Below are 24,621 nucleotides of genomic sequence, written 5' to 3' on the forward strand. Positions count from 1 at the left end.
CCCCGCCATCCTTTGTTAAGACTTCGTCGTCATTCTCCTCTTCGGGTGGAGAAATGTCGGGACTGAACATGAAATCGGCTGAAATACCGCTCGCGCCAGTCGGTCAGAACGAATTGCCGGCGATGGCTTATACCGATCCCTTGACGGGATTGGGTAATCGCCATCGCATGCGCGATCGTGCGCGGCTGCTTACGGTCGAGCGCGCCAGCGATCCCGCGCCGTTCACCATCGGCATCGTCAATCTCGATTCCTTCAAGCCGATCAACGATCTCTTCGGCGTCGAGGCCGGCGACGAGATCCTGTGCCAGGTGGCGCATCGGCTCAAGGCCTGCATCCCGGACGGCGCCTCCGTGACCCGTCATGACGGCGACGAATTCGCCTTCGTCCTGCCACTCGTCTTCGAGCGTGTCGGCGCGGAAAAGTTCGGCCAGATGATCCGCGAGGTGCTGTCGGCGCCCTACGATCTCGGCGACCGCAATGTTCGCCTGTCCGCCTCCTTCGGTTTCGCCATTCATCCCTTCGCCGGCGATGAATTCGACGATCTCCTGAAGAATGCGGAGACGGCGCTCTATCGCTCCAAGCGCCGCGGCCGCGGCCAGATCACCGTCTATTCCAAGGAAATCGCCCAGGAGATGAAACGGGCCACGCAGCTCGAGCAGGCACTGCGCAATGCGATCATCTCGGATGCCATCGATGTGCATTTCCAGCCGATCGTCTCGCTCTCGAGCAACATGATCGTCGGCTTCGAGGCCTTGGCGCGCTGGAACGACGCCGACCTCGGTTTCGTCTCGCCCGCGGTCTTCGTGCCGCTTGCCGAAGAACGCGGCTTCATCGACGCCCTCTCGGAAACCTTGCTGCGCAAGGCGGCCGAGGCGGCACTCTCCTGGCCGCGCGAACTCTTCCTCTCCTTCAATCTCTCTTCCGCGCAATTGATGGACCCCGGCACCAGCAGCAGCATTCTTGCCATTCTCAGCCGGGTCGGCCTGGACCCTCATCGTCTGGAGCTGGAGATCACCGAGACGGCGGTGATGAGCTCGGCCGATACCGCCAACCGTATCATCGCGGATTTGCGGGCGGCCGGCGTCCGCATCTCGCTGGACGATTTCGGCACCGGGCAATCGAGCCTCGGGCGCCTGCGTGAATTCATCTTCGACAAGGTGAAGATCGACCGCGCCTTCGTCTCTCGCATCAATTCCGAGCGCGCCTCCGAACATATCGTCAAGGCCATCCTTGCCATCTGCCAGGGGCTCGATCTGCAGGTGGTCGCCGAAGGCATCGAGGATCAGGCCGAGGCGGCAAAGCTCAAATCGCTCGGCTGCGCCATGGGCCAGGGTTACTATTACGGCAAGCCCGCCGACAGCGCCGCCGCCCTGCGCTATCTCGACGGCAATCAATCCGAGGCGTGCCGCGAGATGGCAAGCGTCTGAGCCTTGCATAAGCGCAAGCTAAACCCAGGCGGATCGAGGCATCGTCAAGCCTGCGGCAGTGGCAGTTCGTGGCTCTGCTTGATCGTTTCCATCGGCACATCGGTCTTGACGCTCTGAACGCTCGGTATACGTGTCAGATGGTCGGCCTGGAAGCGCCAATAGCTGTGAAGATCGGCGGTAACGATCCGCATGATGGCATCGCATTCTCCGGTCGTGAGATGGCATTCGACGACCTCGGGGAATTTTCGCACCGCCTCGGCGAACTGATGGGTAATCTCGGCATCCTGCGTCTTGAACCAGACACGCGCGAACACCGTAAGGCCCACGCCGACTTTCTTGGCGTCGAGCACCGCAACATAGCGATCGATAACGCCCGATTCTTCCAAGATCCGGACCCTGCGCAGGCAGGGTGAGGGCGAGAGCCCAACCTCTTTGGCCAATTCGACATTCGGAATCCGTCCGTCGCGCTGGAGTACGCGCAGGATACGCCGATCGATGGCATCCAATGAGATTGGCATTTTATGCTCCTTACTCCGATGTCAGTACTATAATATGCCAATACTATGCGCATGTGTAATGCTTTTTGCAAGGAAATTGCGGCAGCTTTGGCCTATCGTTCCAAAAGGTCAATATCGGGAACGAACATCACTCATGGTCAAAGATATCAAGAAGATCGTGCTGTCCTATTCGGGCGGCCTGGACACCTCGATCATCCTCAAATGGCTGCAGGAGACCTATCAATGCGAGGTGGTGACCTTCACCGCCGATCTCGGGCAAGGGGAGGAGCTGGAGCCCGCGCGGAAGAAGGCTGAAATGCTGGGGATCAAGGACATCCGCATCGTGGATGTCCGCGAGGAATTCGTGCGCGACTTCGTCTTCCCGATGTTTCGCGCCAACACGGTGTATGAGGGGCAGTATCTGCTCGGCTCCTCCATCGCCCGTCCGCTGATCGCAAAGCACCTTGTCAGGATCGCTCAGGAGGTGGGAGCGGACGCCATTTCCCACGGTGCCACCGGCAAGGGCAACGATCAGGTCCGTTTCGAACTGACCGTCAACGCGCTCGACCCGTCCATCAAGGTCATCGCGCCGTGGCGCGAATGGGAGATTTTGTCCCGCACGCAGCTCATCGACTATGCCGAGCGGAATCAGATTCCCGTGCCCACGGACAAGCGCGGGGAGGCGCCGTTCTCGATCGACGCGAACCTGTTGCACACCTCGTCCGAGGGCCGGGTTCTGGAAGATCCGGCCGAGATTGCGCCGGATTACGTCTACCAGCGCACGGTCGATCCCGTGGATGCACCCAACCTTCCCGAAACCATCACCATCGGCTTCGAGAAGGGCGACGCGGTTTCGCTCGACGGCGTCAGATTGTCACCGGCGGTGCTGCTGATGAAGCTGAACGAATTGGGTGGCAAGCATGGCGTAGGGCGGCTCGATCTGGTCGAGAACCGGTTTCTGGGCATGAAGTCGCGCGGCGTTTACGAGACGCCGGGCGGCACGATCCTGCTCGCCGCGCATCGCGGGATCGAGTCGATCACACTCGACCGGGGTGCAGCTCATTTGAAAGATGAGATCATGCCGCATTACGCCGAGCTGATCTATAATGGTTTCTGGTATGCGCCGGAGCGGGAGATGCTGCAGGCGCTGATCGACCGGAGCCAGACCCATGTCGAAGGGGAAGTGACGGTAAGGCTCTATAAGGGCTCCGCCAGCATTATCGCACGGACTTCGCCCACGTCGCTCTATTCGATGGATCTTGTGACCTTCGAGGAGGGCTCGGGCAACTACGATCATCACGATGCCGAAGGCTTCATCAAGCTCAACGGGCTGCGGCTCAAGACATTGGCTGCGCGCAGCAGGAGGTTGGGAGTTTAAAGCTGGGTTCTGTCGCACCACAAAAACGGCGGCCGAGTGGCCGCCGTTCTTCGAGCTTGTGCCGGAATCTCGTTACTTGTTGGTCGTCGACGAGGTCGTCGTGCTGTCGGTTCCGGGCACCGTGGCCGTTGCCGGGAGGCGGGCCGCCTTTTCCGATGCCTGCATGGCAAGCGTCTTGAATTCAGGCGCGGATTTCAGCGTATCGGCCGTCTCGGTGGTCGTCAGCTTGATGCTGCCGTCCTGGGCGTTCTGCGTCATGGTGATCTTGTCGAACGGAACGGCGACGTTCTTCTGGCCGAGCCCCAGGAAGCCGCCGACGCCGACCACAGCGGCGGTCACGCCGCCCTGCTTCTGCAGGATCAGGTCGTTGATGCTGCCGATGCTTTCGTTCTGACCGTTATAGACCGACTGGCCCATATAGGTCTTGGCGCTGATCTGGTCCGCCGACTGTTCGGTCAGATAGCCGCCGGCCTGTGCGGTGGTGGTCGTCGGTGCCGGCGCAGGCGCCTGGGCGTCGTTCTGCGGCATCGTGGTCGATGGCTGCGTGGCGTCGGGCGTTGCCGGAGCGGTCTGGGTTGGCGCATTGTTGCCGGTTGATGGCTGCGTCTGGGCAATGGCCATCGGTGAAAGAACCGATGCTGTGGCAAAGATCGCGCCAGCAGCGACGGATGTGAACAATTTGCCGGTCATCGTGAACCTACCTTTCATTCTGATGGGCATGTTCACCAGCGCGGGCGGGGCCACGTCCTGGCTGACCATCACCGTGCCGGTTCGTAAGGAACAATGGTCGGATGCTGGTTTGGTTCCGGCAAAAGTTGCAGGAAGCAGGCTATGGCCGCTTCAGTTCGGAAATATGATCTTGAAAATCAAACGGTTGCGTGTTTTCTAATGCAACCGGAATGATCCGCAGCGGGCCGAATAGCGCCGGCAATCCCTGCGGGGCGGCGTTGTCACGGCGCGCCCCGCATATGCCTTTTCGGCTGCCTTCGCCGCGATCAGAGCTTGTAGGCAGGATCGAAGACGCCGTTCACCGTCGGGCCGAGTTCCAGAAGCGCGCCGGCCTGCGGCTGCGTCGAGCGGGCATCCTCATCGAGGCCCTCCCAGGCCGTGGTCACGGCCAGGCGGTCGCCGTTCTTGCCGATGAAGGCGGGGCAGGAAGGCTGCATGGCGGGTACGCGATAGCGTTCGATGCGCAGGCCGTCCGGGCTGTAGCGATCGACGAAGCCGGAGCCCCAGCGGGCGTTCCAGATATATCCGTCCGCATCGCAGACCGAGCCGTCGAGGCCGCCGGGATCCTCTATACTGTCGACCATGACGATCGGTTCGCCGACCGGAAGCCCGGTCAGCGGGTCGACCAGTACGCGCATCAACTGGCTGACGCGGGTATCGGTGAAGTAGCCGATGGTGCCGTCGGGCGAAAAGCAGATCGAGTTCGGAATGCTGATCTGGTCGAAAATCTTCGTCACCTTGCCGCTGGCGACATGATAGATGGCCCCGGCATGCATTTCGGCGCGCTTGCCCATGGTGCCGATCCACAGGGCACCGGAAATATGCGTGCGTCCGTCATTGGAGCGATTTTCCGGCTTGTCCGCCTCGATCGCGGCGTAGAAAGTCAGTTCGCCGCTGGTGATGTCGCGCAGGAACAGGCCCTCTTCGGTGGCGATCAATTGCCGCCCGGCATCGATGCGGGCAAGCACGCTCGCCATCATCGGCAGCTCATGGACCTGCTTCCTGCCGGTTGTCAGATGCAGCTCATGCAATTCCTTGCCGAGGATGTTGAACCACCAGACCGTATCGGTATCGGGATCATAGGTCGGCCCTTCGCCGAGCACCGAAGCGGTGTCGGAAAGAATGGTGCCCTGGAAGTCGTGAATCGCGGTCATATGCTCAAGCTCCTATGGCGGCGTCATAGGCGTAGATGGTCACCTTGGCGCGTTCGGCAACCTCTGCGGCGGTCATTCCCGGCTTGTAGAGGCTGGTGCCGAGACCGAATGCGAGGATGCCGGCCTTGGTATAATCGGCAAAATTCTTGTCGGAAACGCCGCCAACGGCGGCGATCACGAGCTCCGGCGGCAGCACGGCGCGGATGGCGGTGATGCCAGAGGCGCCGAGCACGCCGGCCGGGAAAAATTTAAGCCCCGTCGCACCGGCGCGGGCGGCAGCGAGCGCTTCCGTGGCGGTGAAGACGCCGGGCATGGTCACCATGCCCTTGTCGCGGCCGCGGCTGATCACGGCGGGCTCGACATTCGGCGTCACCAGCAGCTTGCCGCCGGCCGAATCCAGCCGGTCGACATCCTCGACGGTCAGCACCGTACCGGCGCCGATCAGGCAGTCGGCCGGCGCCGCCTTGGCGGCAATCTCGATCGAGCGGAACGGCTCGGGGGAGTTCAGCGGAATTTCGATCGCCGTCAGGCCGGCATCGACCAGCACGCCGATGATATCGGCGGTTTCCTCGGGCTTGATGCCGCGCAGGATGGCGATGAGCGGGCGTTTCATCGGCGGGAAGGGGATACGGTCGGTCATCAGCTTTTTCTTTCGTTGTTCGGCCAGATCGCCCGGGCGGCGGCGGAAAGCCCGCGGCGCACGGCGGCATCGGCATCGACGGTCGCAAAGGGGAGGGAAAGGATACGGAAGGCGTCCTCATAGAGCGCCTGCAGGCGTCCGGAGGCGACAAGGGTGATGGCCGCCCCTTGTCCGGCGGATGACAGCGCGCCGGCGATTTCCGCGCCGATCAGCGTGCCGGAAATCAGCGCCTGCGCGCCGGCCGCCGTCAGCCCATGCAGAAGCTGGCCGGCGCGGGCGGTGAAGAGCAGGTTGGTGGCGAGCGCCGGTCTGGCAAAGGCAGCCTTGATCGCGGCTTCGAAGCTGGCGCTGTCGGCCGGCTGATCGGCCGCGCCGGCAACGGCATGCGACAGGATGCTGTGCTTGGTGATGACGTCGAAAAGCTCGCCGGTCATGAAGGTCGAAAAGCCGGTGACCTGACCATCGACGACACGCACCCATTTCGAATGCGTGCCCGGCATGCAGACGATCTGCTCACCCTTGCTTTCGGCCGCGATCGCGCCGAGCAATTGCGTTTCCTCGCCGCGCATGACATCGGGCGCATGCCTGTCGCGCTGGGCAAGGCCCGGCAGGATGCGGACATCGCGCGCTTGGCCGGGCACGGAAACCGCACCGGTCAGGATGGCGGAAAGCGATGCCGGCGTATCGATGTAACCGGCTTCCACCCAGCCCTGGCGTGCGCCGGCCATGCCGCAGACGATGACGGGAATATCGTCGGGCGCGGCAAGGGCGGCGAGATGCGATTGCAGCACCTGGGCAAAGCCGGTCTGTGCCGCCGTCGTCATGCCTTCGCCGCTGCGGCGTTCGCCGAGAATGCTGCCATCCTCGGCGATCAGCCACAGTCGGAAGCTGCTGGTGCCCCAATCCACCGCGACATATGCGGGCCTCGTCATGATCAAATACCTCGGTTCTTCATTGGAAATCTTGCGGGCACCGCATCAGAGAAGGCCCCCGTCGACGATGAGGGTCTGGGCGGTGATGCTGCCCGAACTGGCGGATGCGAGAAAGAGCGTGGGGCCGACCATGTCTTCGGCTTTCAGCACATGCTTGAGGCATTGCCGCTCGACCGTCTTGGCGATGCCTTCCTCGGTCAGCCAAAGCTCCATCTGCCGCTCGGTGACGACCATGCCCGGCAGGATCGCATTGACGCGGATGTTTTCCGGTCCGAGCCGTCCGGCAAGGCTCTTGGTCAGGCCGATGACGCCGGCCTTGGCGGATGCGTATGCGGAAAGCTGCGGCGGGTTCATCTTGAAGACGATCGAGGAAAAATTGACGATGGCGCCGCCGCCGGCCGCCCGCATGCCGGGGGCTGCCGCCTGCGAGACGAAGAAGACCTGCTTGAGGTTGATCGCCTGACTGTTGTCCCAGTAGTCCTCGGTGGTGGTGTCGATATCGTGCCGGTCGTCCCAGGCGGCATTGTTGACGAGGACGCGAATGGCGCCGAGGTCGGATTCGACGGCGGCCACCGTGCTCCTGATGGCGCCGACATCGCGCAGATCGGCGTGATAGAAGACGACCGGGTGGGCCGATTGCGTGGACAGGCGCAAGGCGAGAGCCTTGCTCGGTTCCTCGGCTATGTCGATGAAGGCGACCTTGGCGCCCTGCTGCGCGAACCCTTCGACGAGGGCTGCGCCGATGCCGGAACCGCCGCCGGTGATCAGTACGGTGCGATCCTTGAGATCGGGAAATTGTGCCTGTGCCTCGGTCAAGTTCCTCTCCCTCCCTGGATCGGCGTCGGATTTCAGTATCTGCTCGTGGAAAGTTCCATTATTTGGAACCAAATTTGACTATATGGAATTATCGGATTACCCTGGCGCCATGTCAAGAACATGAAGGGTGGTCGGCTCGCATATGAGGCGTTCATGACGATGAAGCAGAGCGATAGCGTCGGCGATGTCGGCCGCGTGCGGGAGACCGGCACGCTCGGCAAGCTCATGGCCTTGCTCGATCTGGTGGCGCTCGCCGATCGCCCCATGCGCTTCACCGATATCCTGTCGCTGTCCGACCAGCCACGCGGCACGTTGCATCGGCAATTGTCGCACCTTCTCGAGGAGGGGTTGCTGGAGGTCGATCGTGATGGGCGCTATCTGCCCGGCATCCGGCTTTTGAGCCTGGCGTCGCGCAGCTGGGCGCGCAATGAATTCCGGGCCGTGGCCGAGCCGCATCTGCGGCTGTTGCAGGAGAAAACCGGCGAAACGGTCCATCTCGGCGTCCTGCGCGGAACCGAGGTGATCTATCTCGACAAGGTCGAGGGGCGGCAATCCGTGCGCATGTATTCGCAGATCGGCAATGCCTCGCCGGCCTATTGCACCGGTGTCGGCAAGGCGGCGCTTTCCGTGCTGGACGATCCCGACGTCGAGGCGAGGCTCGCGGGCGTCGCGTTTCATCCCTATACGGACCATACGCATCGCGACGTGGCGGGGCTCTTGACCGACATAGCCGCCATTCGGCGGCGCGGATATGCCTTCGACCGCGAAGAGCATGAGAGCGGCATATGCTGCGTCGCCGCTCCGATTCGCTCGGAGGACGGCAATATGCTCGCCGGCGTCTCCGTCACCGGACCGGCCTTCCGCGTCACATCGGAAAAACTGCAGGAATGGGCGCCCTTAGTCCGGGCCGCGGCTGCCGCGATCATGCAGGATATGCACAACCGTCTGGGTCCGAAGCGTTAATTTCGCGGATTTTCTTGACGGTCATGCGAAATTCATTGTTTTAACGTTTACGTGCACTGGACCTAGGTCGGTTTAAGCGTTTATTCTGCAGTACTTATTGAGATATGCGGACGAACCGTCATTCCCCATGAGTACTTGTTGCCGAGCTTGGGAGGAGTCTGGCGAAATGTTTTATTTGGCGCCGTCGTAGCGCATACCGCAGCGGATGATATCCTATTTAATTCATTGAACGCCGGTGTCCGACGTTCTTGCGATGACCCCGGGGCCACGAGGCGATGATGTCGAATTTATTCCATCGTCTTCTCCTTTTACATAAAGAAGACTGATGATGGCAGCATTGGTGCAGGTAGGAACGCCTCCCCGGGGGGAGGATTACATTGACGAAATCGCGGGGCTGAAAACCCAGTTCGATGTCTTTCGCTTCATGAAGCGTCTGACGGAAGCCTATCGTTGCCGGGCTTTCATGGTGGTGAATTTGCCGCCGCTCACGTCATTCGACCTGCAGAGCAACCTGGTCATCAACAACTGGCCGGCCGAGCTGCTGGCCATATACGACCAGGAAAGTCTCCTGCAGAGCAGTCCGGCCTTGCGGCGCCTGCGCAGTTCGACATTGCCTTTCGTCTATGAAGTCGCCCCGAGCACCAATCGCGACGATACCAGGGGCCAGCTTATCTTCAGCCTGTTCGAGCGGTTCCGCATGACGCGGCTCATCTATCTGCCGACCCATGATGCGTCCGGCATTCGCGGCGCGGTATCGCTTGCCGGCGATCGTGAGCCCTTCACCCCCGGGGAAATCAAGGATCTTTGCTATATCTCGATCCATGTCTTCGATCGGCTGGCGGAAATCCGCAACATGGACGTGCGCGTCACCGATGCGCTGACGGATCGCGAGATCGATTGCCTGAACTGGACGGCGGCGGGCAAGACCAGCGCCGAAATCGCCGAGATCCTCACGCTCTCGGAACATACGGTCAATCACTATCTGAACCGTGCCACCAAGAAGCTGGATACCGTCAACCGTACGCAGGCGGTCGCCAAGGCGCTGCGCGTTGGATTGATCAAGTAGACCTATAGGCCTGCGGGATGGAATCGGGGCAATTTTCTGCGTGAATTTTGTGCGCTGCCTATTAAATTTGCGGGCGATATCCGCTTCGTGCCGGACCGCCACATTGCTGTCCTGCATCTATCCGAATGAAAATAAACGATTTTCTTGATTTTATGAAACTGGCACGCTTTCTGCTTTTCAATAGGCAGAGGTCCAGAGGGGACTTTGATAACAGCGCCGATTAACGCGCGCGGATCAGGCGGCCGTCGTCGATGCCATTGTCGTTGCTTCTCCCGGCGACAGGTATTGACGGCGGCTGTTGCTTATTTAGCACGTTCGCAAGACCAACGCGCGTCGCGAGGCGGTTTTTTGGCGTCTTGCCCTATTCCTTCCCAGGCTTTGCTTTATTGAGCGCCCCCGCAAAGATTTGCGTCTCCAAGCGAGCGTTGCGGCTGGTGGGGTTATAAAACCCGGCGGACCTGCCGGCCGCAACGGACCTGCCTTTTTGTCGGCGGTTCACCCGATTTCGTTTGGCGAAGCCTCGTCGCTCCACTATCTAAGCCAGAGGGATCCGCAACGCCGGCCAGTGCGGCGCGTTGCGGATGATTATGGCGTAGTGAGGATGGCATGGCAGACATCACCAAGGAACAGGTTCTGGAAACGCTGAAGACCGTTCGCGGTCCGGACCTGGAGCACAATATCGTTGAGCTCGGCATGGTGTCGGACGTCTTCATTTCCGATGCCAAGGTGTATTTCTCGATCACCGTCCCGGCCGATCGCGCCAAGGAACTGGAGCCGATGCGCCTGGCTGCCGAGCGGGTGATCAAGGACATGCCCGGCGTGAAGGGCGCCCTGGTGGCGCTGACGGCGGACAAGAAGGCCGGAGCGCCGACGCCGCGCCCCGCGCCCGCGCAGCCGCATGCTCATTCGCATTCCCACGCGCCTGCGCCGCAGCAACAGCCCCGCGCCGCCAAGATCGGCGTGCCCGGCATCGGCGCCATCATCGCCGTTGCATCCGGCAAGGGTGGGGTCGGCAAGTCGACCACTGCCGTCAACCTGGCGCTCGGCCTGCTCGCCAACGGCTTGCGCGTCGGCATATTGGATGCGGATATCTATGGTCCGTCCATGCCGCGCCTCCTGAAGATTTCCGGCCGGCCGACCCAGATCGATGGCCGTATCATCAATCCCATGGAGAATTACGGCCTCAAGGTCATGTCGATGGGCTTCCTCGTCGAGGAGGAGACGGCGATGATCTGGCGTGGGCCGATGGTGCAGTCGGCGCTGCTGCAGATGCTGCGCGAGGTCGCCTGGGGTGAACTCGACGTTCTCGTCGTCGACATGCCGCCCGGCACCGGCGATGCGCAGCTCACCATGGCGCAGCAGGTGCCGCTGGCCGGTGCCGTCATCGTCTCGACGCCGCAGGATCTGGCGCTGATCGACGCGCGCAAGGGTCTCAACATGTTCCGCAAGGTGGAAGTCCCCGTTCTCGGCATCGTTGAGAACATGAGTTATTTCATCGCGCCCGACACCGGCGCCCGCTACGATATCTTCGGTCATGGCGGCGCGCGCAAGGAGGCCGAGCGCATTGGCGTGCCCTTCCTCGGCGAGGTGCCGCTGACCATGGGCATCCGCGAGACGTCGGATGCCGGCACCCCGCTCGTCGCCTCTGATCCGGGCGGCGTGGTGGCCGGCATCTACCGCGACATCGCCGCCAAGGTCTGGGCACAGGTCGGCAATACGCCCCAGCGGGCGGCGCCCTCCATCGTCTTCGAATAATTCGCGCGGATCGCGCCGCTCGGCCATCGGCGCGATTGCCTTGCCCGCGCCATGTGCTATGACTTCGCTAAATCGGAAAAACGCGGTGAAAGCGCGCATGGAAAGGGTTGTGGCTTGATTCTTCGCGCGCTTTGCTGCATATGCGCCGCCGGCGTGAATTTGGTCGGACATTTCGAATGACGACCGTCCGTCGAATGGTGACTTCGTCTCGCCCGAGCGATCGGCGTTGTTTATGTCGAGCGAAGGATTGGTACAGCAGCGCAATGAGCATGGACACGGATTCCCGGCCGGACCGGCGGGATACCACCGGAGTTTTATGAGTTTTTTTCATTGGCCATCGGCAGGATCGCGGCGAGGGTGCGCAAAGCGCCCCGGCGATAGCTGCGCCTCGAAGGCGCTGGGAGCCATCCGGTGATCACGGCCTATTGTTCTGATTCCAAGTCGATCGAACTCGAGAACCTCTCGGCCATGGCCGCATTGCCCGACCACGTCGTCTGGATCGACATGATCGAGCCGTCGCGCGAAGAAGAGGCCAATATCGAGCGCCTGCTGGGGCTCGAGGTGCCGACCCGCGAGGACATGAAGGATATCGAACCGTCGGCCAGGCTCTATGTCGAGGATGGCTCGGTCTTCCTGACGGCCTCGCTGCTGTGGAAGGCCGATACCAATCTGCCGATGCTCACCGACGTCGCCTTTATCCTGACGGGGCATCGCCTGGTCACGATCCGCTATGCCCGGCCGAAATCCTTTGCGCTGTTCATCGCCGCTCTGCAGCGGATTCCGCATGAGCGGCTGACGGGTGTCTCGCTGCTGGCAAAACTTCTCGAAACAATTGTCGATCGCACCGCCGAGGTTCTTGAACAAACGGTCGCGGGCATCGATATATTGTCGGCGCATGTATTCGGCGACCGGGTGAAGAAGATCCGTCGTCCGGCAAACTATCTGGAAGAGAAACTGAAGGACATTGCAGGCTACCATCGCACGATCAGCAAGGTGCGCGATAGCCTGAGCTCATTGTCGCGGCTCTTGACCTTCCTCAATACCATCCCCGCCATGCAGCAGGACCATGAGGCCAAGGAATTGTGCCGCAATGTCTCGCGGGATGTGCAGTCTCTATCCGAGCATGCGTCCTTCGTGGCGGGTAACATTACCTTCCTGCTGGATGCGTCGCTCGGCCTGATCAATATCGAGCAGAACGCCATCATCAAGATTTTCTCGATTGCCTCCGTGGTCTTCCTGCCGCCGACGCTTGTGGCGTCGGTCTACGGCATGAATTTCGCGCATATGCCCGAACTGCAATTCGCCTACGGGTATCCGGCATCGCTGTTGTTGATGGTGGTATCCGCCATCGTTCCGTTTTTCTTTTTTCGCTGGAAAGGCTGGCTCTGAGAGTCTAGTGATCCTGAATGTCTGACGAAACCCATCATTCTCCCGACGGGAAAATGGACCCTCGCAAGCTCTTCTACCTCGCCCTTGGGTCGATTGGCGTGGTGTATGGCGATATCGGCACCAGCCCGCTCTACGCCTTTCGCGAAGCGCTGAAGCCGGTGGCCTCCGACGGCCTGACGCGCGGCGAGGTCATCAGCCTCGTCTCGCTGATGTTCTGGGCGCTGACCATCATCGTCACCATCAAATATGTTCTTTTTCTGCTGCGCGCCGACAATGACGGCGAAGGCGGCACGCTGTCGCTTCTGGCGCTGCTGATGAAGACGGCGAACGGCCACACCGCCGTCTTGATGCTGCTGGGCCTGTTGGGTGCCGCGCTTTTCCTCGGCGACGCAATGATCACGCCCGCCCTGTCGGTCCTGTCGGCCGTTGAGGGCTTGAAGCTGGTCACGCCGACGCTTGCCGATTACATCGTGCCGATCTCGGTTGCGATCCTGGCGCTGCTGTTTGCCATCCAGTCGCACGGCACCAGCGCGGTCGCGCGGTTCTTCGGCCCGATCACGGCGCTCTGGTTCATCGTCATGGGCGTTGCCGGCATCATGCATATCTCGGATGATTTCGGCATTCTGGCCGCCTTGAACCCCTGGTATGCGGTGAATTTCCTGATGAACGAGGGTTTCCTCGGTGTCGTCGTGCTCGGCGCGGTCTTCCTGACCGTTACCGGCGCGGAAGCGCTCTATGCCGACCTCGGCCATTTCGGCCGGCGGCCGATCCAATGGGCCTGGTTCGCGCTGGTGTTCCCGTCGCTGACGCTGAACTATCTCGGCCAGGGTGCACTGGTGCTGCGCGAGCCGCTCGCCATGTCCGATCCCTTCTTCCTGATGTATCCGCACTGGGCAATCCTGCCGGTGGTCATTCTCGCCACCATGGCGACGATCATTGCCAGCCAGGCGGTTATTACTGGTGCCTTCTCGCTGACGCGCCAGGCCATCCATCTCGGCTTCCTGCCGCGCATGGAAATCCTCATCACCTCCGAGACCAATACCGGCCAGATCTTCCTGCCGTCGGTCAACACCGTGCTGTTCTTCGGCGTCATCTTCCTGGTGCTGAGCTTCAAGACCTCGGATGCGCTGGCGACGGCCTATGGTATCTCGGTGACCGGCGCGATGGTCGTCACCTCGATCATGGCGTTCGAATTCGTCCGCGTCCGCTGGAACTGGAGCTTGCCGATGGCGATCGCCGTCCTGGCGCCGCTGCTGCTGTTGGAATTCGTCTTCCTCGGCGCCAACCTCCTGAAGATCCATGACGGCGGCTATATTCCGGTGCTGATCGCGACCGTCTTCACCATCATCATGTGGACCTGGCGCCGCGGCAGCGCGATCCTGATGGAAAAGACCCGGCATACGGACATCCCGCTGTCGTCTTTCGTCAGCTCCATCGAGCGCAAGAGCGACCATTCGCCCGCCCATGTGCCCGGCACGGCGATCTTCCTCACCAGCGATCCGGAATCGGCGCCGGCCGCGCTGCTCCACAATCTGAAGCACAACCACGTTCTGCACGACAAGAACGTCATCCTGACGATCCGCACCGTCAACAAGCCGCGCGTCGCCCACGAGGATCGTTATTCGGTGGAAAAGGTCTCCGACCGCTTCTCGCGCGTCGAGCTGCGTTTCGGCTTCATGGAATCGCAGAACGTCTCGCAGGCGCTGGCGACGCTGCGCAAGACCGGGCTGAAGTTCGACATCATGTCGACCTCTTTCTATCTCGGCCGCCGCAAGCTTGTGCCCGATGCCAAGTCCGGCATGCCGCATTGGCAGGATCGGCTCTATATTGCGCTCGCCAACGCCGCGACTGACCCCTCCGACTACTTCCGCCTGCCGGCCAACCGCGTGGTGGAACTGGGATCGCACGTCATCATCTGAGGCGTGGCCAATATCGCTTTGCAGAAAACCCGGCGGACCACACCGCCGGGTTTTTGTTTGCGGGCAGCGCTCTCGTGTTCGTGACCATAGATTCGCCCGAATTAACCATCCATCAAGGTTAATGGGAGATTATTCCGGCTCCTGGTTCCGAGTGCCGTTGGAGTTCGGTGTTGTCTCGTCCGCGTCGCGTTTTCCGCAAGTTTGGTTTTTTGCCGAAAAACTGGACTTCGCCAGCCACCTTCGGGCTCTGCGCCTGGCTGATTTTTCCCTCGACGGCCGCCTATGCCGATCTTGCCGCGTTGCTGGCCGGCATCGACAGGGGCGGCGATACCTGGCGCATGGTGATGACCAACTCGCCGGCCGGTTCCACCCATCAGGCCGAGCTTGCCTTCGGCAGCGCCGGGACGGCGGCCGCCATCGGCGATGGCGGCCTCGTTCTGCCCGACGGCCGTCGGGTCGCCTTCCTGTCGGAAGAGAAGGGCAGCGATCCAAGGCCGGATGAGGAGCGCATCAATCGCGACGACAAGAAGGGCCGGGTGGTTGCGGTCTCGCCGATGCAGCCGCCGAAGGATTTTTCCGCCGGCTCCGTGCTGCAGCGCCAGAGCCTGCTGTTCCAGGCTGAACCGAATACCAAGGAACGCACCGCCTTCCTGAAGCCGCGGATCGGCGGCAAGGAGATCCAGATCGCCACGGCCTTCTACAAGAAGCAGCCGCCGAAGCCGGATACCAGCGTGCCGTCCTATCTGGCGAACCTCGTGACCAGCCAGGATGCCGACGTCCTTGCGGCAGCCTATGCGTCGCCGGCGCCGGACTATGCCCGCGTTTCTCCCTTCGATTCCATCCTCGCCAAGGACCAGGACAATCAAGGCCGCTTCGTGCCGCAGATCGGCTCCAAGGACCATGCCTGGGCTGCGAGTGTCCTGCCGCCCTCGGTCTTCTCCTCCGACGAGCAGCAATGCCTTGCCACCGGCATCTATTTCGAGGCGCGGGGTGAATCGGTGAAAGGGCAGGCAGCGGTCGCGCAGGTCATCCTCAATCGTGTGCGCAATCCCGCCTATCCGAAGACCATTTGCGGCGTCGTCTACCAGAACGACGACTGGCACAATGCCTGCCAGTTCTCCTTCGCCTGCGACAATGTCAAGGATCGGGTCAATTCGCAGGAACATTGGAAGATCGCCCGCCAGGTGGCGATGGCCGTCACCGCCGGCAAGATCTGGTTGCCTGAAGTCGGCTCTGCCACGCATTACCATGCCGTCTATGTCAGGCCCAAATGGGCGGCCGAGATGGTAAAGGTCGGCCGCATCGGCATGCATGTCTTCTATCGCACCTATGGCGGTGGCTGGAGCTGAGGCAATCACTGGTCCGCCACTGGAGCGATAGGCATCGGCAAAAAAAGCCGCGTCGATGCGCAGCCTGAAGAGGATTCTTCGGCTCAGATTTCGCCAAGTGCCGTATTTTGACGCTAAGATTATGATTTAATTCGGCTAATTTATGGCTGGACAGATGACGTCTACGCCTTGACTATGCTTTTTCCTAAAACTATGTTGCGCGCGACTTCAAAACGGGCCGAAAGGTGGCGAAACCTGCTGTTCGTTTACGCGTTGACCGGGGAAATGGGACTGCGCGCGACGAAAAGGGGGAGGGTGCCATCATGACGGACGACCGCGACGAAAGTCTGGAAGAGCGTCGGGCGCACTTGGGAGCCGAACTGGCAAGCAAGCGCGCCGAGATGAAAGAGGATGAACGCGGGGAGGTTCGCGCCGAGACAAGCCGGAAAGGCTATGCTCAGGCGATGAAGCTTTCCAGTGAATTCATCGCTGCCATCATCGTCGGTGCTGTTCTCGGCTATGTCTTCGACCGTTTTGTCGGCACGGCGCCGTGGGGCATGATTATTTTGCTGCTTCTCGGATTTTGTGCTGGTGTGCTGAATGTTCTGCGCTCCGCGGGCAAGGTGACGACGCCGAAGCTCGACGCGCGCGGGCCTGGCGAGAAATGAGCGGAAATTGCGCTGTGGCGTGGTTTCCTGGTGAGAGGCATCCGCTCGGTGGAGCGGAAAAATGAAAGAGAACAAGCGGTGGCAAACGGTCCTACCCATCAGTTCCTGATCTACAAGATTATCCCGATCGATATCGGCGGAATTGATTTTTCGTTCACCAATGCTTCGCTGTTCATGGTTGCTGCCGCGGTTCTGTCCGCCGGCTTCCTCTATTTCGCGACCTCGGCGCGCAGCGTCGTTCCGGGCCGCTCCCAGTCCGTGGCTGAAATGGCATACGAGTTCATCGCCTCGATGCTAAAAGAGGGGGCGGGCACCAAGGGGATGAAGTTCTTCCCGCTGGTCTTCTCGCTCTTCATGTTCGTGCTGACCGCGAACCTGCTCGGCATGGTTCCCTATTTCTATACCGTCACCAGCCAGATCATCGTCACCTTTGCGCTGGCGCTTCTGGTCATCCTGACGGTCATTCTCTACGGCTTCATCAAGCACGGTTTCGGCTTCCTCAAGCTCTTCGTGCCGCATGGCGTTCCCGGCGTTCTCCTTCCGCTGGTGGTGATCATCGAAATCATCTCCTTCCTGTCGCGGCCGATTTCGCTCTCCGTTCGTCTTTTCGCCAACATGCTGGCCGGCCATATCACGCTCAAGGTGTTCGCGGGCTTCGTCGCCTCGCTCGGAGCCCTCGGCGCGCTCGGCATCGGCGGTGCCATTCTTCCCCTCATCATGACCGTCGCCCTGACCGGTCTCGAATTCCTCGTCGCCTTCCTCCAGGCTTACGTCTTTGCGGTGCTGACTTGCATGTACCTCAATGACGCAGTCCATCCGGGTGGCCACTAAGGATAAAGACATTGACGTCTGCAGGGCGTCAGTCAATTGCCGCAACAACAACCATTTCAAAGGAGTTCAACATGGAAGCGGAAGCAGCAAAGTTCATCGGCGCAGGTCTGGCTTGCTTTGGTATGGCCGGTACGGCTCTCGGCCTCGGCAACATCTTCGGCAGCTACCTGTCCGGCGCACTTCGCAATCCGTCTGCCGCTGACAGCCAGTTCGGCCGTCTGGTATTCGGCTTCGCCGTTACGGAAGCTCTGGGCATCTTCTCGCTGCTCATCGCTCTCCTCCTGCTCTTCGCCGTCTGATATCAGCGGTGTGTGATAGATCACGGTTCGCGATATAGCGAGCCGTGATTCTTTGTATTTGCAGACCACCTGGAGGTGAGCATGTTTGTGACCCCGGCTTATGCTGAAGAAGCACCGCCGGCAGCCGGCGAGGTGCATACGGAAACGGGTGCGCCCGATCAGGGCCATCACGCAGGCGTTTTCCCGCCGTTTGACCATACGACCTATCCGTCACAGCTGCTTTGGCTGGTGATCACCTTCGTCATCTTCTACGTGGCCATGCAGAAGATCGTCATTCCGCGCGTCGGCAGCATTCTGGAAAGCCGGCATGACCGTATCGCGCAGGACATCGACGAAGCTTCGCGCCTGAAGGCCGAGGCCGACGCCGCCGTCGCCACCTATGAAAGCGAATTGGCCGCAGCCCGCGCCAAGGCGAATTCCATCGGTGCGACCGCTCGCGATGCCGCCAAGGCCAAGGCCGAGGAGGATCGCAAGGCGATCGAAGCCAATCTTTCCGAGAAGCTGAAGGCCGCCGAGGTCCGCATCGCCGAGATCAAGGCGAAGGCATTCGGCGATGTCGGCGCGATTGCGGAAGAAACGGCCTCCGCCGTCGTCGAGCAGCTCGTCGGCAATGTCGCCGGCAAGACCGACGTCGCTTCGGCCGTTGCCGCGGCATCCGCGAAGCGGGAGGGTTGATCCATGGCATTTCATCTCGATGAAACTTTCTTTGCTTTCCTCGCGCTCATCATCTTCCTCGGCCTCATCGTCTATCTGAAGGTGCCGGGCATGATGGCGAAGTCGCTGGACGACCGCGCCGACCAGATCCGCAACGATCTGGCCGAAGCCAAGCGCCTGCGGGAAGAGGCTCAGCACCTGCTGGCCGAATATCAGCGCAAGCGCAAGGAAGCGGAAGCGGAAGCAGCGCAGATCGTTGCCGCCGCCGAGCGCGAAGCCGAAATGCTGACGACGGAAGCCCGCAAGAAGACCGAGGAATTTGTCGCCAACCGCACGGCGCTGTCCGAGCAGAAGATCAAGCAGGCTGAAGCCGATGCGATGAAGGCGGTTCGCTCCGCCGCCGTCGACCTGGCCGTCGCCGCCGCTGAATCCGTCATCGCCAAGAAGGCTGGCACCAAGGTGCAGTCCGAGCTCTTCAACACCGCCGTCAGCGAAGTGAAGACCCGGCTGAACTGAGCAATTCCAGGAAAAGTGCGAAGCGGTTTTCCGCCGGGAATTGCGTAAAAACAAAAAACTTCATGCGCGCAAGCGATCGATTTTTCGAAAGGCCCTGCTTCTGCGGGGCCTTTTGTTTTGTGCCCTTCCGCTGTTTGACGATGGCCGAGGGCTGGAATTACAGTGCCGGCGGTTAGGGGGAGAGTGCGATGCGGGGGATTGATGACGACGAGGGTCCGTTCCGCCAGGGCGATCACATCCTGCGGCCCGTTCGCCCCTGGACGGCGGGCGTGCAGGCCTTGCTGGCGGCTCTGCGCGCGCATGGCTTCACCGAAGCGCCCATGCCTGCCGGCCATGACGCCACATGGGAAAAGGTGAGCTTCCTTCCCGGTCTAAGCGGCGATCTCGATACGTGCGAGGATATGCGGTCGCTCGGGGTGTTGCGATCGGCGGCGTCGTTGCTGCGGCGCTATCACGATTGCTCGGCTTTGTTCGTCGGGCAGTTCGCCGCAGCATCTCCATGGCAGTTGCCGGCGCGCATGCCGGCCGAGGTTTTCTGTCACGGCGATTTCGCGCCCTATAATATCGTCCTCAATGATGGAATGGCGACCGGCATCATCGATTTCGAGACGGTCCATCCCGGTCCGCGCGGTTGGGATCTCGCCTATGCGATCTACCGCTGGGCGCCGCTCTCTACAGCCGTTGCGGCGCAGATGGGCGGGCTGCATGAGCAGATCGACCGCGCCAGTATCTTCCTCGATGCGTATGATTTCCCCTTGAAACAGCGCCGGATGCTGCCGGACATGCTTGTCGAGCGGCTGCAGGCCCTGGTCGGGTTCATGGAAGGCGAGGCGGCGCGAGGCGTGGAGAAATACCGCCGCGATCTCCAGGACGGCCATGACCGGATCTATCGGCGCGATATCGCCTATATCGCCGAGCACCGCGACGAGATCCTCGCCGGTCTTGAGGGGTAGCGCGAGAGAGGCAGGGCCGGTCAGGCCTCGTCTCGCCTCAATGGCCGGAAGCTCATGCGGTGCAGGGGGCAGGGCCCGTGTTTCTCAATGCCGGCGCGGTGCTGGGCGGTGCCATAGCCGGCATGGGCGGCAAAGCCGTAGGCCGGAAAGACATCGCCGGCGCGGGCCATCATCCGGTCGCGGGTGACCTTGGCGACGATCGAGGCGGCGGCGATGGAGAAGGAGCGGGCATCGCCCTTGACCACCGCCTTGCCGGGGCAGGCCAGTCCGGCGGGTACGTCCAGCCCGTCCGTCAGCACATAGCTGGCCGGTACGGCAAGGCCGCAAATGGCGCGGCGCATGGCATCGAGGCTCGCCTTGCGGATATCGGTGATATCGATGCGAGCTGCGCTCGACGAGGCGATGGAAACCGTCGCCGTTGCGAGGATGTCTATGAACAGGGCCTCGCGTCTGGCCGCTGAAAGCTGCTTGGAATCGTTCAGTCCCTGCGGAATCCGCTCGGGGTCGAGGATGACCGCAGCGGCCACCACCGGCCCTGCCAGCGGCCCGCGCCCCACCTCATCGGCGCCGGCAACCGGCCAATGTCCGGCGCGGCGGGCGATCAGCTCCAGCTCGAAGGTCGGAACGATCGGGCCTTCGTCGAAAAGCATCGGAGAATCGGGTGATGTGCTGCGTGGCATGCGGCGAAGCTCGCACACCACCCGATCTCCTGCAAGCCCCCGGTGGATCAGAGCGGCAGAACCAGGGGCGTTTCCAGCGGGCAGGGAAACCCGCGGGGAATGGTCAAAGCAGCGACAGCTGTACGCCGCTGCCGTCTGGCGGCACGAACAGGTCGTCGCGCAGCGCTATAGTGCGGCGGGTGAGCCCCAGCCGCTTGGTCGCCATTTCGAAGCGGCGGCTGATCTGCCAGGCATAGGGGCCGGCACCCTTCATCCGCTTGCCGAATTCGGCATCGTAATCCTTGCCGCCGCGCATCGAGCGGATCAGCGACATGACGTGCCGATAGCGGTCCGGATAATTCTGCAGCAGCCAGTCGCGGAAGAGCGGACTGACCTCCAGCGGCAGACGCAGGATGACATAGCTTGCCTCCATCGCGCCGGCCGCCTTGCCGGCGTCGAGGACGCGTTCGATCTCGTGATCGTTGAGGGCCGGGATGATCGGCGCCATCATGATCGCCGTCTGGATGCCGGCTTCGCTGAGCGCCCGTATCGCCTCCAGGCGGCGTTGCGGCGTCGCCGCGCGCGGCTCCATGGTGCGGGCCAGCTTGCGGTCGAGCGTCGTCACGGAGAGGCCGACCCGCACCAGGTTCTTGGCCGCCATCTCCTGGAGAATATCGATATCGCGCATGACCAGCGCCGATTTGGTGACGATCGCCACCGGATGGTTCGCCTTGTTCAGCACCTCGAGGATCTGGCGCATGATCCGCCATTCCTTCTCGATCGGCTGATAGGGGTCGGTATTGGTGCCGATGGCGATGACGCGCGGCTTGTAGCCGGGCTTTGCCAGTTCGCGTTCCAGGAGCTTTGCCGCATCCGGCTTGGCAAACAGCTTCGCCTCGAAATCGAGCCCGGCCGAGAGGCCCATATAGGCATGTGTGGGGCGCGCGAAACAATAGATGCAGCCATGCTCGCAGCCGCGATAGGGGTTGATCGAGCGGTCGAAGGGAATGTCGGGCGATTCGTTGCGGGTGATCGCCGTGCGCGGCTTTTCCACCTGCACTTCGGTCTTGAAGGGCGGGAGCTCCTCCAGCGTCTGCCAGCCGTCGTCGAATGCCTCGCGCTGCAGCGGCTCGAAGCGCCCGCCCGGATTGAGCCCGGCGCCACGACCGCGCCTGCGATCGATCTCGATCCTAAGGCCGGCGTCGGCGATCAAAGCGTTGGCAATATCTGCCGTATTGGCAGGCGCAAATGCAGCCTGCCCTGCAAGGGACTGCTCGTTCATCGGTAACTCCGGGGCGGTGCGTGGCACTCTATGCCGCGCCTGAGATGATTAAATTCCTATCCGACAAATGAGAACATTGCAAGAACAAAATTGTGAGATCATCTACTGCATCCCTTCCCCTGGAGGGAACGGATAGGCGCCGGAGCAGCAATTTTCTGGTTGCATATGATCCTTTCCTGAAACGCTCAGGTTTGCCGCTTAGGTGCTGGCAATAAATTGTGCGGCGCTCTATAAATGGGCAATGTTGACGGTATTAATCGAATGCCAGGATCAGGAGCCTGAACTGGCGCAGACATTGGCGGCATTGGTGGCGGGCGCGATCGAGGGGCTGGTCTGCGATGTCGTCGTCCTCGACCACGGTTCGCGCGACGGCACTTCTAGGGTTGCCGATGCTGCCGGTTGCCGCTTTTATTCGCAATGGGATATCAAGGACATATTGCGGTCTGCGCGCGGCGAATGGCTGCTGCTGGTCGAACCGGGCGCAAGGCCGCAGGCCGGCTGGATCGATGAGATCGCCGAATATGTCTCGCTGAACAAGGTGCCGGCCCGCTTCACCGCGTCGCGCGGTTATCGCCGGCCGTTGTTGCAGCGCATCGGACGCAGCTCGCCGCCGCTGGAACTGGGCCTGCTTCTTTCCAAGCGTCAGGCCATTGCCGCGGCCCGGACCGGCATGCGGCTTGCCGAATTCGCCAAGGGGCAGAAGGGCCGGCGGCTCTCCAGCGAGATCATCCCCTCCTGGGTCGCCCGCGCCGCGCGCTAACACGATCCGTCTCCATTTTCGATTTCATTTGAAAATAGGAGAATAGGTGTCATAATTTATTCGTGGCGGCACCTCTCGCGTGTCGCGTCGGGTGGCCGACCATAAGATGCCGGTATGCGGCAGGACAGGTCAGCGGAACTCTCCTTTTCTGCCGGGGTGCCGGCGAAAGGAGGTGCGTCATGGAACGCACGATGCTCAGCCGCCTCATCGGAACGGCCCTTGTGGCAACGGCAATCCTCTATCCGAACCCAGCAGCGTCGCAGGCGATGCTTGCCTGCACGGAGCGCGCCAATCTCGTCGCTTTCCTTGGCGAACATTATTCCGAAAAGCTTTCGGCCGTCGGTCAGCTCGATGCGAAGACGATCGTCGAGATCTTTGCGTCTGATAATGGTAGCTGGACGATGATGATCACCAATGTCTCCGGCCAGAGCTGCGTCATTCTCACCGGGCAGAATTGGGAATCAATTCCTGCTCTGCCGGGGTCGAAGGCATAGGGTCAGGATTACCGGCATCGCCCCGGCAAACGCGGGTCCTATTTCGAGCCGCCGCGCTTCAGATGCTCATCGAGACGCGGCATGATCTCCACGAAATTGCAGGGCATGTGCCGATAGTCGAGCTGGGCTTTCAGGATGCCGTCCCAGGCATCCTTGCAGGCGCCGGGCGAACCGGGCAGCACGAAGATGAAGGTAGCGTTGGCGACGCCGCCGGTCGCGCGGGACTGGATGGTCGAGGTGCCGATCTTGTCGTAGGAAATCCGGTGGAACACTTCGGAGAAACCGTCCATCCGCTTTTCGAACAGAGGCTCCAGCGCCTCGGGCGTGACATCGCGGCCGGTAAAGCCCGTGCCGCCCGTGGTGATGACGACGTCGATCGCCTCATCATGGGTCCAGGCTTCCACCTGGCTGCGGATACGCTCCTTGTCGTCGGGAACGATGGCGCGGGCCGCCAGCCTGTGGCCGGCTTCCGTGATGCGCGCGACCAGCGTATCGCCTGATTTGTCGTCGGCAAGCGTGCGCGTATCGGAGACGGTCAGCACGGCGATGCCGACCGGAATGAAGGACCTTGCTTCGCCTGGGCCGGCCATCACGCATCTCCCTCGATCGTTTCCGTCGCCTGGAAATACCAGTCCGGCCGCAGCCTGTGAAGCGCCGACGCGGCGGCTCTTGCCTGCTCAAGATCCTGAAACAAGCCGAAACAGGTGGCACCGGAGCCGGACATGCGGGTCGCGAGCGCCCCTTCATCCGTGATCATCTGCGACAGCACGGCGATCTCGCCGCAAAGCGCCCGCGCCGGTGGTTCGAGATCGTTGCGCAGGCCCGCCATGGCCTCGATCCAGTGGGCGCGGTCGTTTGAGCTGCTCGAAGGGAGCATCAGCGGTGCATTGTCCTTGCGCGCCAGCCGGCGAAATACGTCGGGCGTCGAAACGCCGACGAGGGGATTGCCGAGCACCATGGCGAAGGAGGGGAAGTCCGGCAGCAGCTCGATCGCCTCTCCAATGCCGCGTGCGATCAGCGGCCGGCTCGCAAGGCACATCGGCACATCGGCGCCAAGCTTCAGGGCAAGCGCCGTTATCTCGTCGGGCGGCAAGGCCAGGCCCCAGAGCCTTGCCAATCCGCGCAGGGTCGCCGCCGCATCCGCCGAACCGCCGCCGATCCCTGAAGCGACCGGCAGGTTCTTTTCCAGATGGATGTGCACGGGCGGCGTAGCCAAGCCGGCCTCACGGGCCGCCTGCCGCAGCAGGTCGCGCGCCCTCAGCACCAGATTGCCGCCGGCATCGGCCTCAGTGGCAAGAAGCGGCGAGAAGCGTCCGGAAAGGCTGAATTCGTCATGCCCGCTCGCGCTAAAGCCAAGCCGGTCGCCATGCTGTGTGAAGGTCACCAGCATGTCGAGCAGATGGTATCCGTCTGCCCGCTGGCCGGTGACATGCAGGGCAAGATTGATCTTGGCGGGCGCCTCCTCCGTGAGGTCGAAATCGCCCGCCGTCAAGATCATGGTCATCGCGGGTC

At 61.8% G+C, this 24,621-nt stretch carries 27 protein-coding genes; 17 read left to right on the forward strand and 10 right to left on the reverse strand.

Annotation, left to right across the window (positions count from 1 at the left end):
• Positions 1 to 68: 68 nt before the first annotated feature.
• Positions 69 to 1,427 carry an EAL domain-containing protein gene (locus FHX11_RS06885; RefSeq protein WP_184356393.1) on the forward strand — a complete coding sequence of 453 codons (1,359 nt, stop codon included), beginning with the start codon at positions 69 to 71 and terminating at the stop codon, positions 1,425 to 1,427.
• A gap of 44 nt (positions 1,428 to 1,471) precedes the next feature.
• Here FHX11_RS06885 and FHX11_RS06890 read toward each other — a convergent pair whose 3' ends face one another.
• Positions 1,472 to 1,945, reverse strand: a complete 474-nt coding sequence (locus FHX11_RS06890; RefSeq protein WP_184356395.1) for an Lrp/AsnC family transcriptional regulator — start codon at positions 1,943 to 1,945, stop codon at positions 1,472 to 1,474.
• A gap of 133 nt (positions 1,946 to 2,078) precedes the next feature.
• On the opposite strand from FHX11_RS06890, the gene FHX11_RS06895 reads away from it, so the two are divergent.
• Positions 2,079 to 3,302, forward strand: coding sequence for an argininosuccinate synthase (locus FHX11_RS06895; protein ID WP_184356397.1), 1,224 nt, complete (start codon positions 2,079 to 2,081; stop codon positions 3,300 to 3,302).
• 72 nt (positions 3,303 to 3,374) lie between these two features.
• On the opposite strand, the gene FHX11_RS06900 is transcribed toward FHX11_RS06895, so the two are convergent.
• Positions 3,375 to 3,992: a PRC-barrel domain-containing protein gene (locus tag FHX11_RS06900; protein WP_184356399.1), complete on the reverse strand. Its 618-nt coding sequence runs from the start codon at positions 3,990 to 3,992 to the stop codon at positions 3,375 to 3,377.
• Between FHX11_RS06900 and FHX11_RS06905 the strand changes: the two genes are divergently transcribed.
• Positions 3,916 to 4,191 carry a hypothetical protein gene (locus FHX11_RS06905; RefSeq protein ID WP_184357548.1) on the forward strand — a complete coding sequence of 92 codons (276 nt, stop codon included), beginning with the start codon at positions 3,916 to 3,918 and terminating at the stop codon, positions 4,189 to 4,191. The genes FHX11_RS06900 and FHX11_RS06905 overlap by 77 nt on opposite strands.
• 106 nt (positions 4,192 to 4,297) lie before the next feature.
• Here FHX11_RS06905 and FHX11_RS06910 read toward each other — a convergent pair whose 3' ends face one another.
• From FHX11_RS06910 to FHX11_RS06925, 4 genes are read right to left on the reverse strand one after another with little or no spacing between them, the layout of a single operon-like run.
• Positions 4,298 to 5,185 carry an SMP-30/gluconolactonase/LRE family protein gene (locus tag FHX11_RS06910; protein ID WP_184356401.1) on the reverse strand — a complete coding sequence of 296 codons (888 nt, stop codon included), beginning with the start codon at positions 5,183 to 5,185 and terminating at the stop codon, positions 4,298 to 4,300.
• A 4-nt stretch (positions 5,186 to 5,189) separates the two neighbouring features.
• Positions 5,190 to 5,825, reverse strand: coding sequence for a 2-dehydro-3-deoxy-6-phosphogalactonate aldolase (locus tag FHX11_RS06915; protein WP_184356403.1), 636 nt, complete (start codon positions 5,823 to 5,825; stop codon positions 5,190 to 5,192).
• Positions 5,825 to 6,757 (reverse strand): 2-dehydro-3-deoxygalactonokinase, encoded by a 933-nt coding sequence (locus FHX11_RS06920; RefSeq protein WP_184356405.1) that lies wholly within the window; start codon positions 6,755 to 6,757, stop codon positions 5,825 to 5,827. Before FHX11_RS06920 ends, FHX11_RS06915 begins: the two co-directional genes overlap by 1 nt.
• Positions 6,758 to 6,802: 45 nt before the next feature.
• Positions 6,803 to 7,573: an SDR family oxidoreductase gene (locus tag FHX11_RS06925; RefSeq protein ID WP_184356407.1), complete on the reverse strand. Its 771-nt coding sequence runs from the start codon at positions 7,571 to 7,573 to the stop codon at positions 6,803 to 6,805.
• Between the two features lie 153 nt (positions 7,574 to 7,726).
• Between FHX11_RS06925 and FHX11_RS06930 the strand changes: the two genes are divergently transcribed.
• From FHX11_RS06930 to FHX11_RS06985, 12 genes are all read left to right on the forward strand, one after another.
• Positions 7,727 to 8,536: an IclR family transcriptional regulator gene (locus FHX11_RS06930; RefSeq protein ID WP_246780915.1), complete on the forward strand. Its 810-nt coding sequence runs from the start codon at positions 7,727 to 7,729 to the stop codon at positions 8,534 to 8,536.
• 328 nt (positions 8,537 to 8,864) lie between these two features.
• Entirely contained in the window at positions 8,865 to 9,602 is a 738-nt protein-coding gene (locus tag FHX11_RS06935) for an autoinducer binding domain-containing protein (RefSeq protein ID WP_184357507.1), read from the forward strand.
• A gap of 606 nt (positions 9,603 to 10,208) precedes the next feature.
• Complete coding sequence (locus tag FHX11_RS06940; RefSeq protein ID WP_184356409.1) at positions 10,209 to 11,357, forward strand: Mrp/NBP35 family ATP-binding protein; 1,149 nt, start codon at positions 10,209 to 10,211, stop codon at positions 11,355 to 11,357.
• Positions 11,358 to 11,768: 411 nt separating this feature from the next.
• On the forward strand, positions 11,769 to 12,746 hold the full coding sequence (locus FHX11_RS06945) for a magnesium transporter CorA family protein (protein WP_184356411.1): 978 nt from the start codon (positions 11,769 to 11,771) through the stop codon (positions 12,744 to 12,746).
• 17 nt (positions 12,747 to 12,763) lie between these two features.
• A complete protein-coding gene (locus FHX11_RS06950) occupies positions 12,764 to 14,665 on the forward strand; it encodes a potassium transporter Kup (RefSeq protein ID WP_184356413.1) in 1,902 nt (633 codons plus the stop codon).
• A 170-nt stretch (positions 14,666 to 14,835) separates the two neighbouring features.
• Positions 14,836 to 16,014, forward strand: coding sequence for a cell wall hydrolase (locus tag FHX11_RS06955; protein ID WP_184356415.1), 1,179 nt, complete (start codon positions 14,836 to 14,838; stop codon positions 16,012 to 16,014).
• A gap of 302 nt (positions 16,015 to 16,316) precedes the next feature.
• Positions 16,317 to 16,661, forward strand: coding sequence for an AtpZ/AtpI family protein (locus FHX11_RS06960; RefSeq protein ID WP_184356417.1), 345 nt, complete (start codon positions 16,317 to 16,319; stop codon positions 16,659 to 16,661).
• Positions 16,662 to 16,739: 78 nt separating this feature from the next.
• On the forward strand, positions 16,740 to 17,492 hold the full coding sequence (locus FHX11_RS06965) for a F0F1 ATP synthase subunit A (protein WP_184356419.1): 753 nt from the start codon (positions 16,740 to 16,742) through the stop codon (positions 17,490 to 17,492).
• A 71-nt stretch (positions 17,493 to 17,563) separates the two neighbouring features.
• On the forward strand, positions 17,564 to 17,791 hold the full coding sequence (locus FHX11_RS06970) for a F0F1 ATP synthase subunit C (RefSeq protein ID WP_028750571.1): 228 nt from the start codon (positions 17,564 to 17,566) through the stop codon (positions 17,789 to 17,791).
• Between the two features lie 81 nt (positions 17,792 to 17,872).
• Complete coding sequence (locus FHX11_RS06975) at positions 17,873 to 18,466, forward strand: F0F1 ATP synthase subunit B (protein WP_184356421.1); 594 nt, start codon at positions 17,873 to 17,875, stop codon at positions 18,464 to 18,466.
• Positions 18,467 to 18,469: 3 nt separating this feature from the next.
• On the forward strand, positions 18,470 to 18,961 hold the full coding sequence (locus FHX11_RS06980; RefSeq protein WP_184356423.1) for a F0F1 ATP synthase subunit B: 492 nt from the start codon (positions 18,470 to 18,472) through the stop codon (positions 18,959 to 18,961).
• Between the two features lie 188 nt (positions 18,962 to 19,149).
• Positions 19,150 to 19,914, forward strand: a complete 765-nt coding sequence (locus FHX11_RS06985; RefSeq protein ID WP_184356425.1) for an aminoglycoside phosphotransferase family protein — start codon at positions 19,150 to 19,152, stop codon at positions 19,912 to 19,914.
• A 20-nt stretch (positions 19,915 to 19,934) separates the two neighbouring features.
• On the opposite strand, the gene FHX11_RS06990 is transcribed toward FHX11_RS06985, so the two are convergent.
• On the reverse strand, positions 19,935 to 20,594 hold the full coding sequence (locus FHX11_RS06990; protein WP_184357508.1) for a ribonuclease HII: 660 nt from the start codon (positions 20,592 to 20,594) through the stop codon (positions 19,935 to 19,937).
• Between the two features lie 103 nt (positions 20,595 to 20,697).
• On the reverse strand, positions 20,698 to 21,855 hold the full coding sequence (locus tag FHX11_RS06995; RefSeq protein WP_184356427.1) for a PA0069 family radical SAM protein: 1,158 nt from the start codon (positions 21,853 to 21,855) through the stop codon (positions 20,698 to 20,700).
• A 241-nt stretch (positions 21,856 to 22,096) separates the two neighbouring features.
• Between FHX11_RS06995 and FHX11_RS07000 the strand changes: the two genes are divergently transcribed.
• Together FHX11_RS07000 and FHX11_RS07005 are read left to right on the forward strand one after the other, a co-directional pair.
• Positions 22,097 to 22,615 carry a glycosyl transferase gene (locus FHX11_RS07000; protein ID WP_184356429.1) on the forward strand — a complete coding sequence of 173 codons (519 nt, stop codon included), beginning with the start codon at positions 22,097 to 22,099 and terminating at the stop codon, positions 22,613 to 22,615.
• Between the two features lie 179 nt (positions 22,616 to 22,794).
• On the forward strand, positions 22,795 to 23,109 hold the full coding sequence (locus FHX11_RS07005; RefSeq protein ID WP_184356433.1) for a hypothetical protein: 315 nt from the start codon (positions 22,795 to 22,797) through the stop codon (positions 23,107 to 23,109).
• A gap of 38 nt (positions 23,110 to 23,147) precedes the next feature.
• On the opposite strand, the gene moaB is transcribed toward FHX11_RS07005, so the two are convergent.
• Together moaB and FHX11_RS07015 are read right to left on the reverse strand one after the other, a co-directional pair.
• On the reverse strand, positions 23,148 to 23,699 hold the full coding sequence (gene moaB, locus FHX11_RS07010) for a molybdenum cofactor biosynthesis protein B (RefSeq protein WP_184356435.1): 552 nt from the start codon (positions 23,697 to 23,699) through the stop codon (positions 23,148 to 23,150).
• Positions 23,699 to 24,613 carry a 4-(cytidine 5'-diphospho)-2-C-methyl-D-erythritol kinase gene (locus FHX11_RS07015; protein ID WP_184356436.1) on the reverse strand — a complete coding sequence of 305 codons (915 nt, stop codon included), beginning with the start codon at positions 24,611 to 24,613 and terminating at the stop codon, positions 23,699 to 23,701. Before FHX11_RS07015 ends, moaB begins: the two co-directional genes overlap by 1 nt.
• Positions 24,614 to 24,621 lie beyond the last annotated feature (8 nt).

The organism is Rhizobium sp. BK602, from assembly GCF_014195095.1.
Lineage (GTDB): Bacteria > Pseudomonadota > Alphaproteobacteria > Rhizobiales > Rhizobiaceae > Rhizobium.

Excerpts from the sequence above, each read along its gene's own strand:
- FHX11_RS06885 (WP_184356393.1), top strand. The coding sequence starts at position 69 with ATGAAATCGGCTGAAATACCGCTCGCGCCAGTCGGTCAGAACGAATTG.
- FHX11_RS06890 (WP_184356395.1), bottom strand. The coding sequence starts at position 1,945 with ATGCCAATCTCATTGGATGCCATCGATCGGCGTATCCTGCGCGTACTC.
- FHX11_RS06895 (WP_184356397.1), top strand. The coding sequence starts at position 2,079 with ATGGTCAAAGATATCAAGAAGATCGTGCTGTCCTATTCGGGCGGCCTG.
- FHX11_RS06905 (WP_184357548.1), top strand. The coding sequence starts at position 3,916 with ATGGCCATCGGTGAAAGAACCGATGCTGTGGCAAAGATCGCGCCAGCA.
- FHX11_RS06900 (WP_184356399.1), bottom strand. The coding sequence starts at position 3,992 with ATGACCGGCAAATTGTTCACATCCGTCGCTGCTGGCGCGATCTTTGCC.
- FHX11_RS06910 (WP_184356401.1), bottom strand. The coding sequence starts at position 5,185 with ATGACCGCGATTCACGACTTCCAGGGCACCATTCTTTCCGACACCGCT.
- FHX11_RS06915 (WP_184356403.1), bottom strand. The coding sequence starts at position 5,825 with ATGACCGACCGTATCCCCTTCCCGCCGATGAAACGCCCGCTCATCGCC.
- FHX11_RS06920 (WP_184356405.1), bottom strand. The coding sequence starts at position 6,757 with ATGACGAGGCCCGCATATGTCGCGGTGGATTGGGGCACCAGCAGCTTC.
- FHX11_RS06930 (WP_246780915.1), top strand. The coding sequence starts at position 7,727 with ATGACGATGAAGCAGAGCGATAGCGTCGGCGATGTCGGCCGCGTGCGG.
- FHX11_RS06935 (WP_184357507.1), top strand. The coding sequence starts at position 8,865 with ATGGCAGCATTGGTGCAGGTAGGAACGCCTCCCCGGGGGGAGGATTAC.
- FHX11_RS06940 (WP_184356409.1), top strand. The coding sequence starts at position 10,209 with ATGGCAGACATCACCAAGGAACAGGTTCTGGAAACGCTGAAGACCGTT.
- FHX11_RS06950 (WP_184356413.1), top strand. The coding sequence starts at position 12,764 with ATGTCTGACGAAACCCATCATTCTCCCGACGGGAAAATGGACCCTCGC.
- FHX11_RS06960 (WP_184356417.1), top strand. The coding sequence starts at position 16,317 with ATGACGGACGACCGCGACGAAAGTCTGGAAGAGCGTCGGGCGCACTTG.
- FHX11_RS06970 (WP_028750571.1), top strand. The coding sequence starts at position 17,564 with ATGGAAGCGGAAGCAGCAAAGTTCATCGGCGCAGGTCTGGCTTGCTTT.
- FHX11_RS06975 (WP_184356421.1), top strand. The coding sequence starts at position 17,873 with ATGTTTGTGACCCCGGCTTATGCTGAAGAAGCACCGCCGGCAGCCGGC.
- FHX11_RS06980 (WP_184356423.1), top strand. The coding sequence starts at position 18,470 with ATGGCATTTCATCTCGATGAAACTTTCTTTGCTTTCCTCGCGCTCATC.
- FHX11_RS06985 (WP_184356425.1), top strand. The coding sequence starts at position 19,150 with ATGCGGGGGATTGATGACGACGAGGGTCCGTTCCGCCAGGGCGATCAC.
- FHX11_RS06990 (WP_184357508.1), bottom strand. The coding sequence starts at position 20,594 with ATGCCACGCAGCACATCACCCGATTCTCCGATGCTTTTCGACGAAGGC.
- FHX11_RS06995 (WP_184356427.1), bottom strand. The coding sequence starts at position 21,855 with ATGAACGAGCAGTCCCTTGCAGGGCAGGCTGCATTTGCGCCTGCCAAT.
- FHX11_RS07000 (WP_184356429.1), top strand. The coding sequence starts at position 22,097 with ATGTTGACGGTATTAATCGAATGCCAGGATCAGGAGCCTGAACTGGCG.
- FHX11_RS07005 (WP_184356433.1), top strand. The coding sequence starts at position 22,795 with ATGGAACGCACGATGCTCAGCCGCCTCATCGGAACGGCCCTTGTGGCA.
- moaB (WP_184356435.1), bottom strand. The coding sequence starts at position 23,699 with ATGGCCGGCCCAGGCGAAGCAAGGTCCTTCATTCCGGTCGGCATCGCC.
- FHX11_RS07015 (WP_184356436.1), bottom strand. The coding sequence starts at position 24,613 with ATGACCATGATCTTGACGGCGGGCGATTTCGACCTCACGGAGGAGGCG.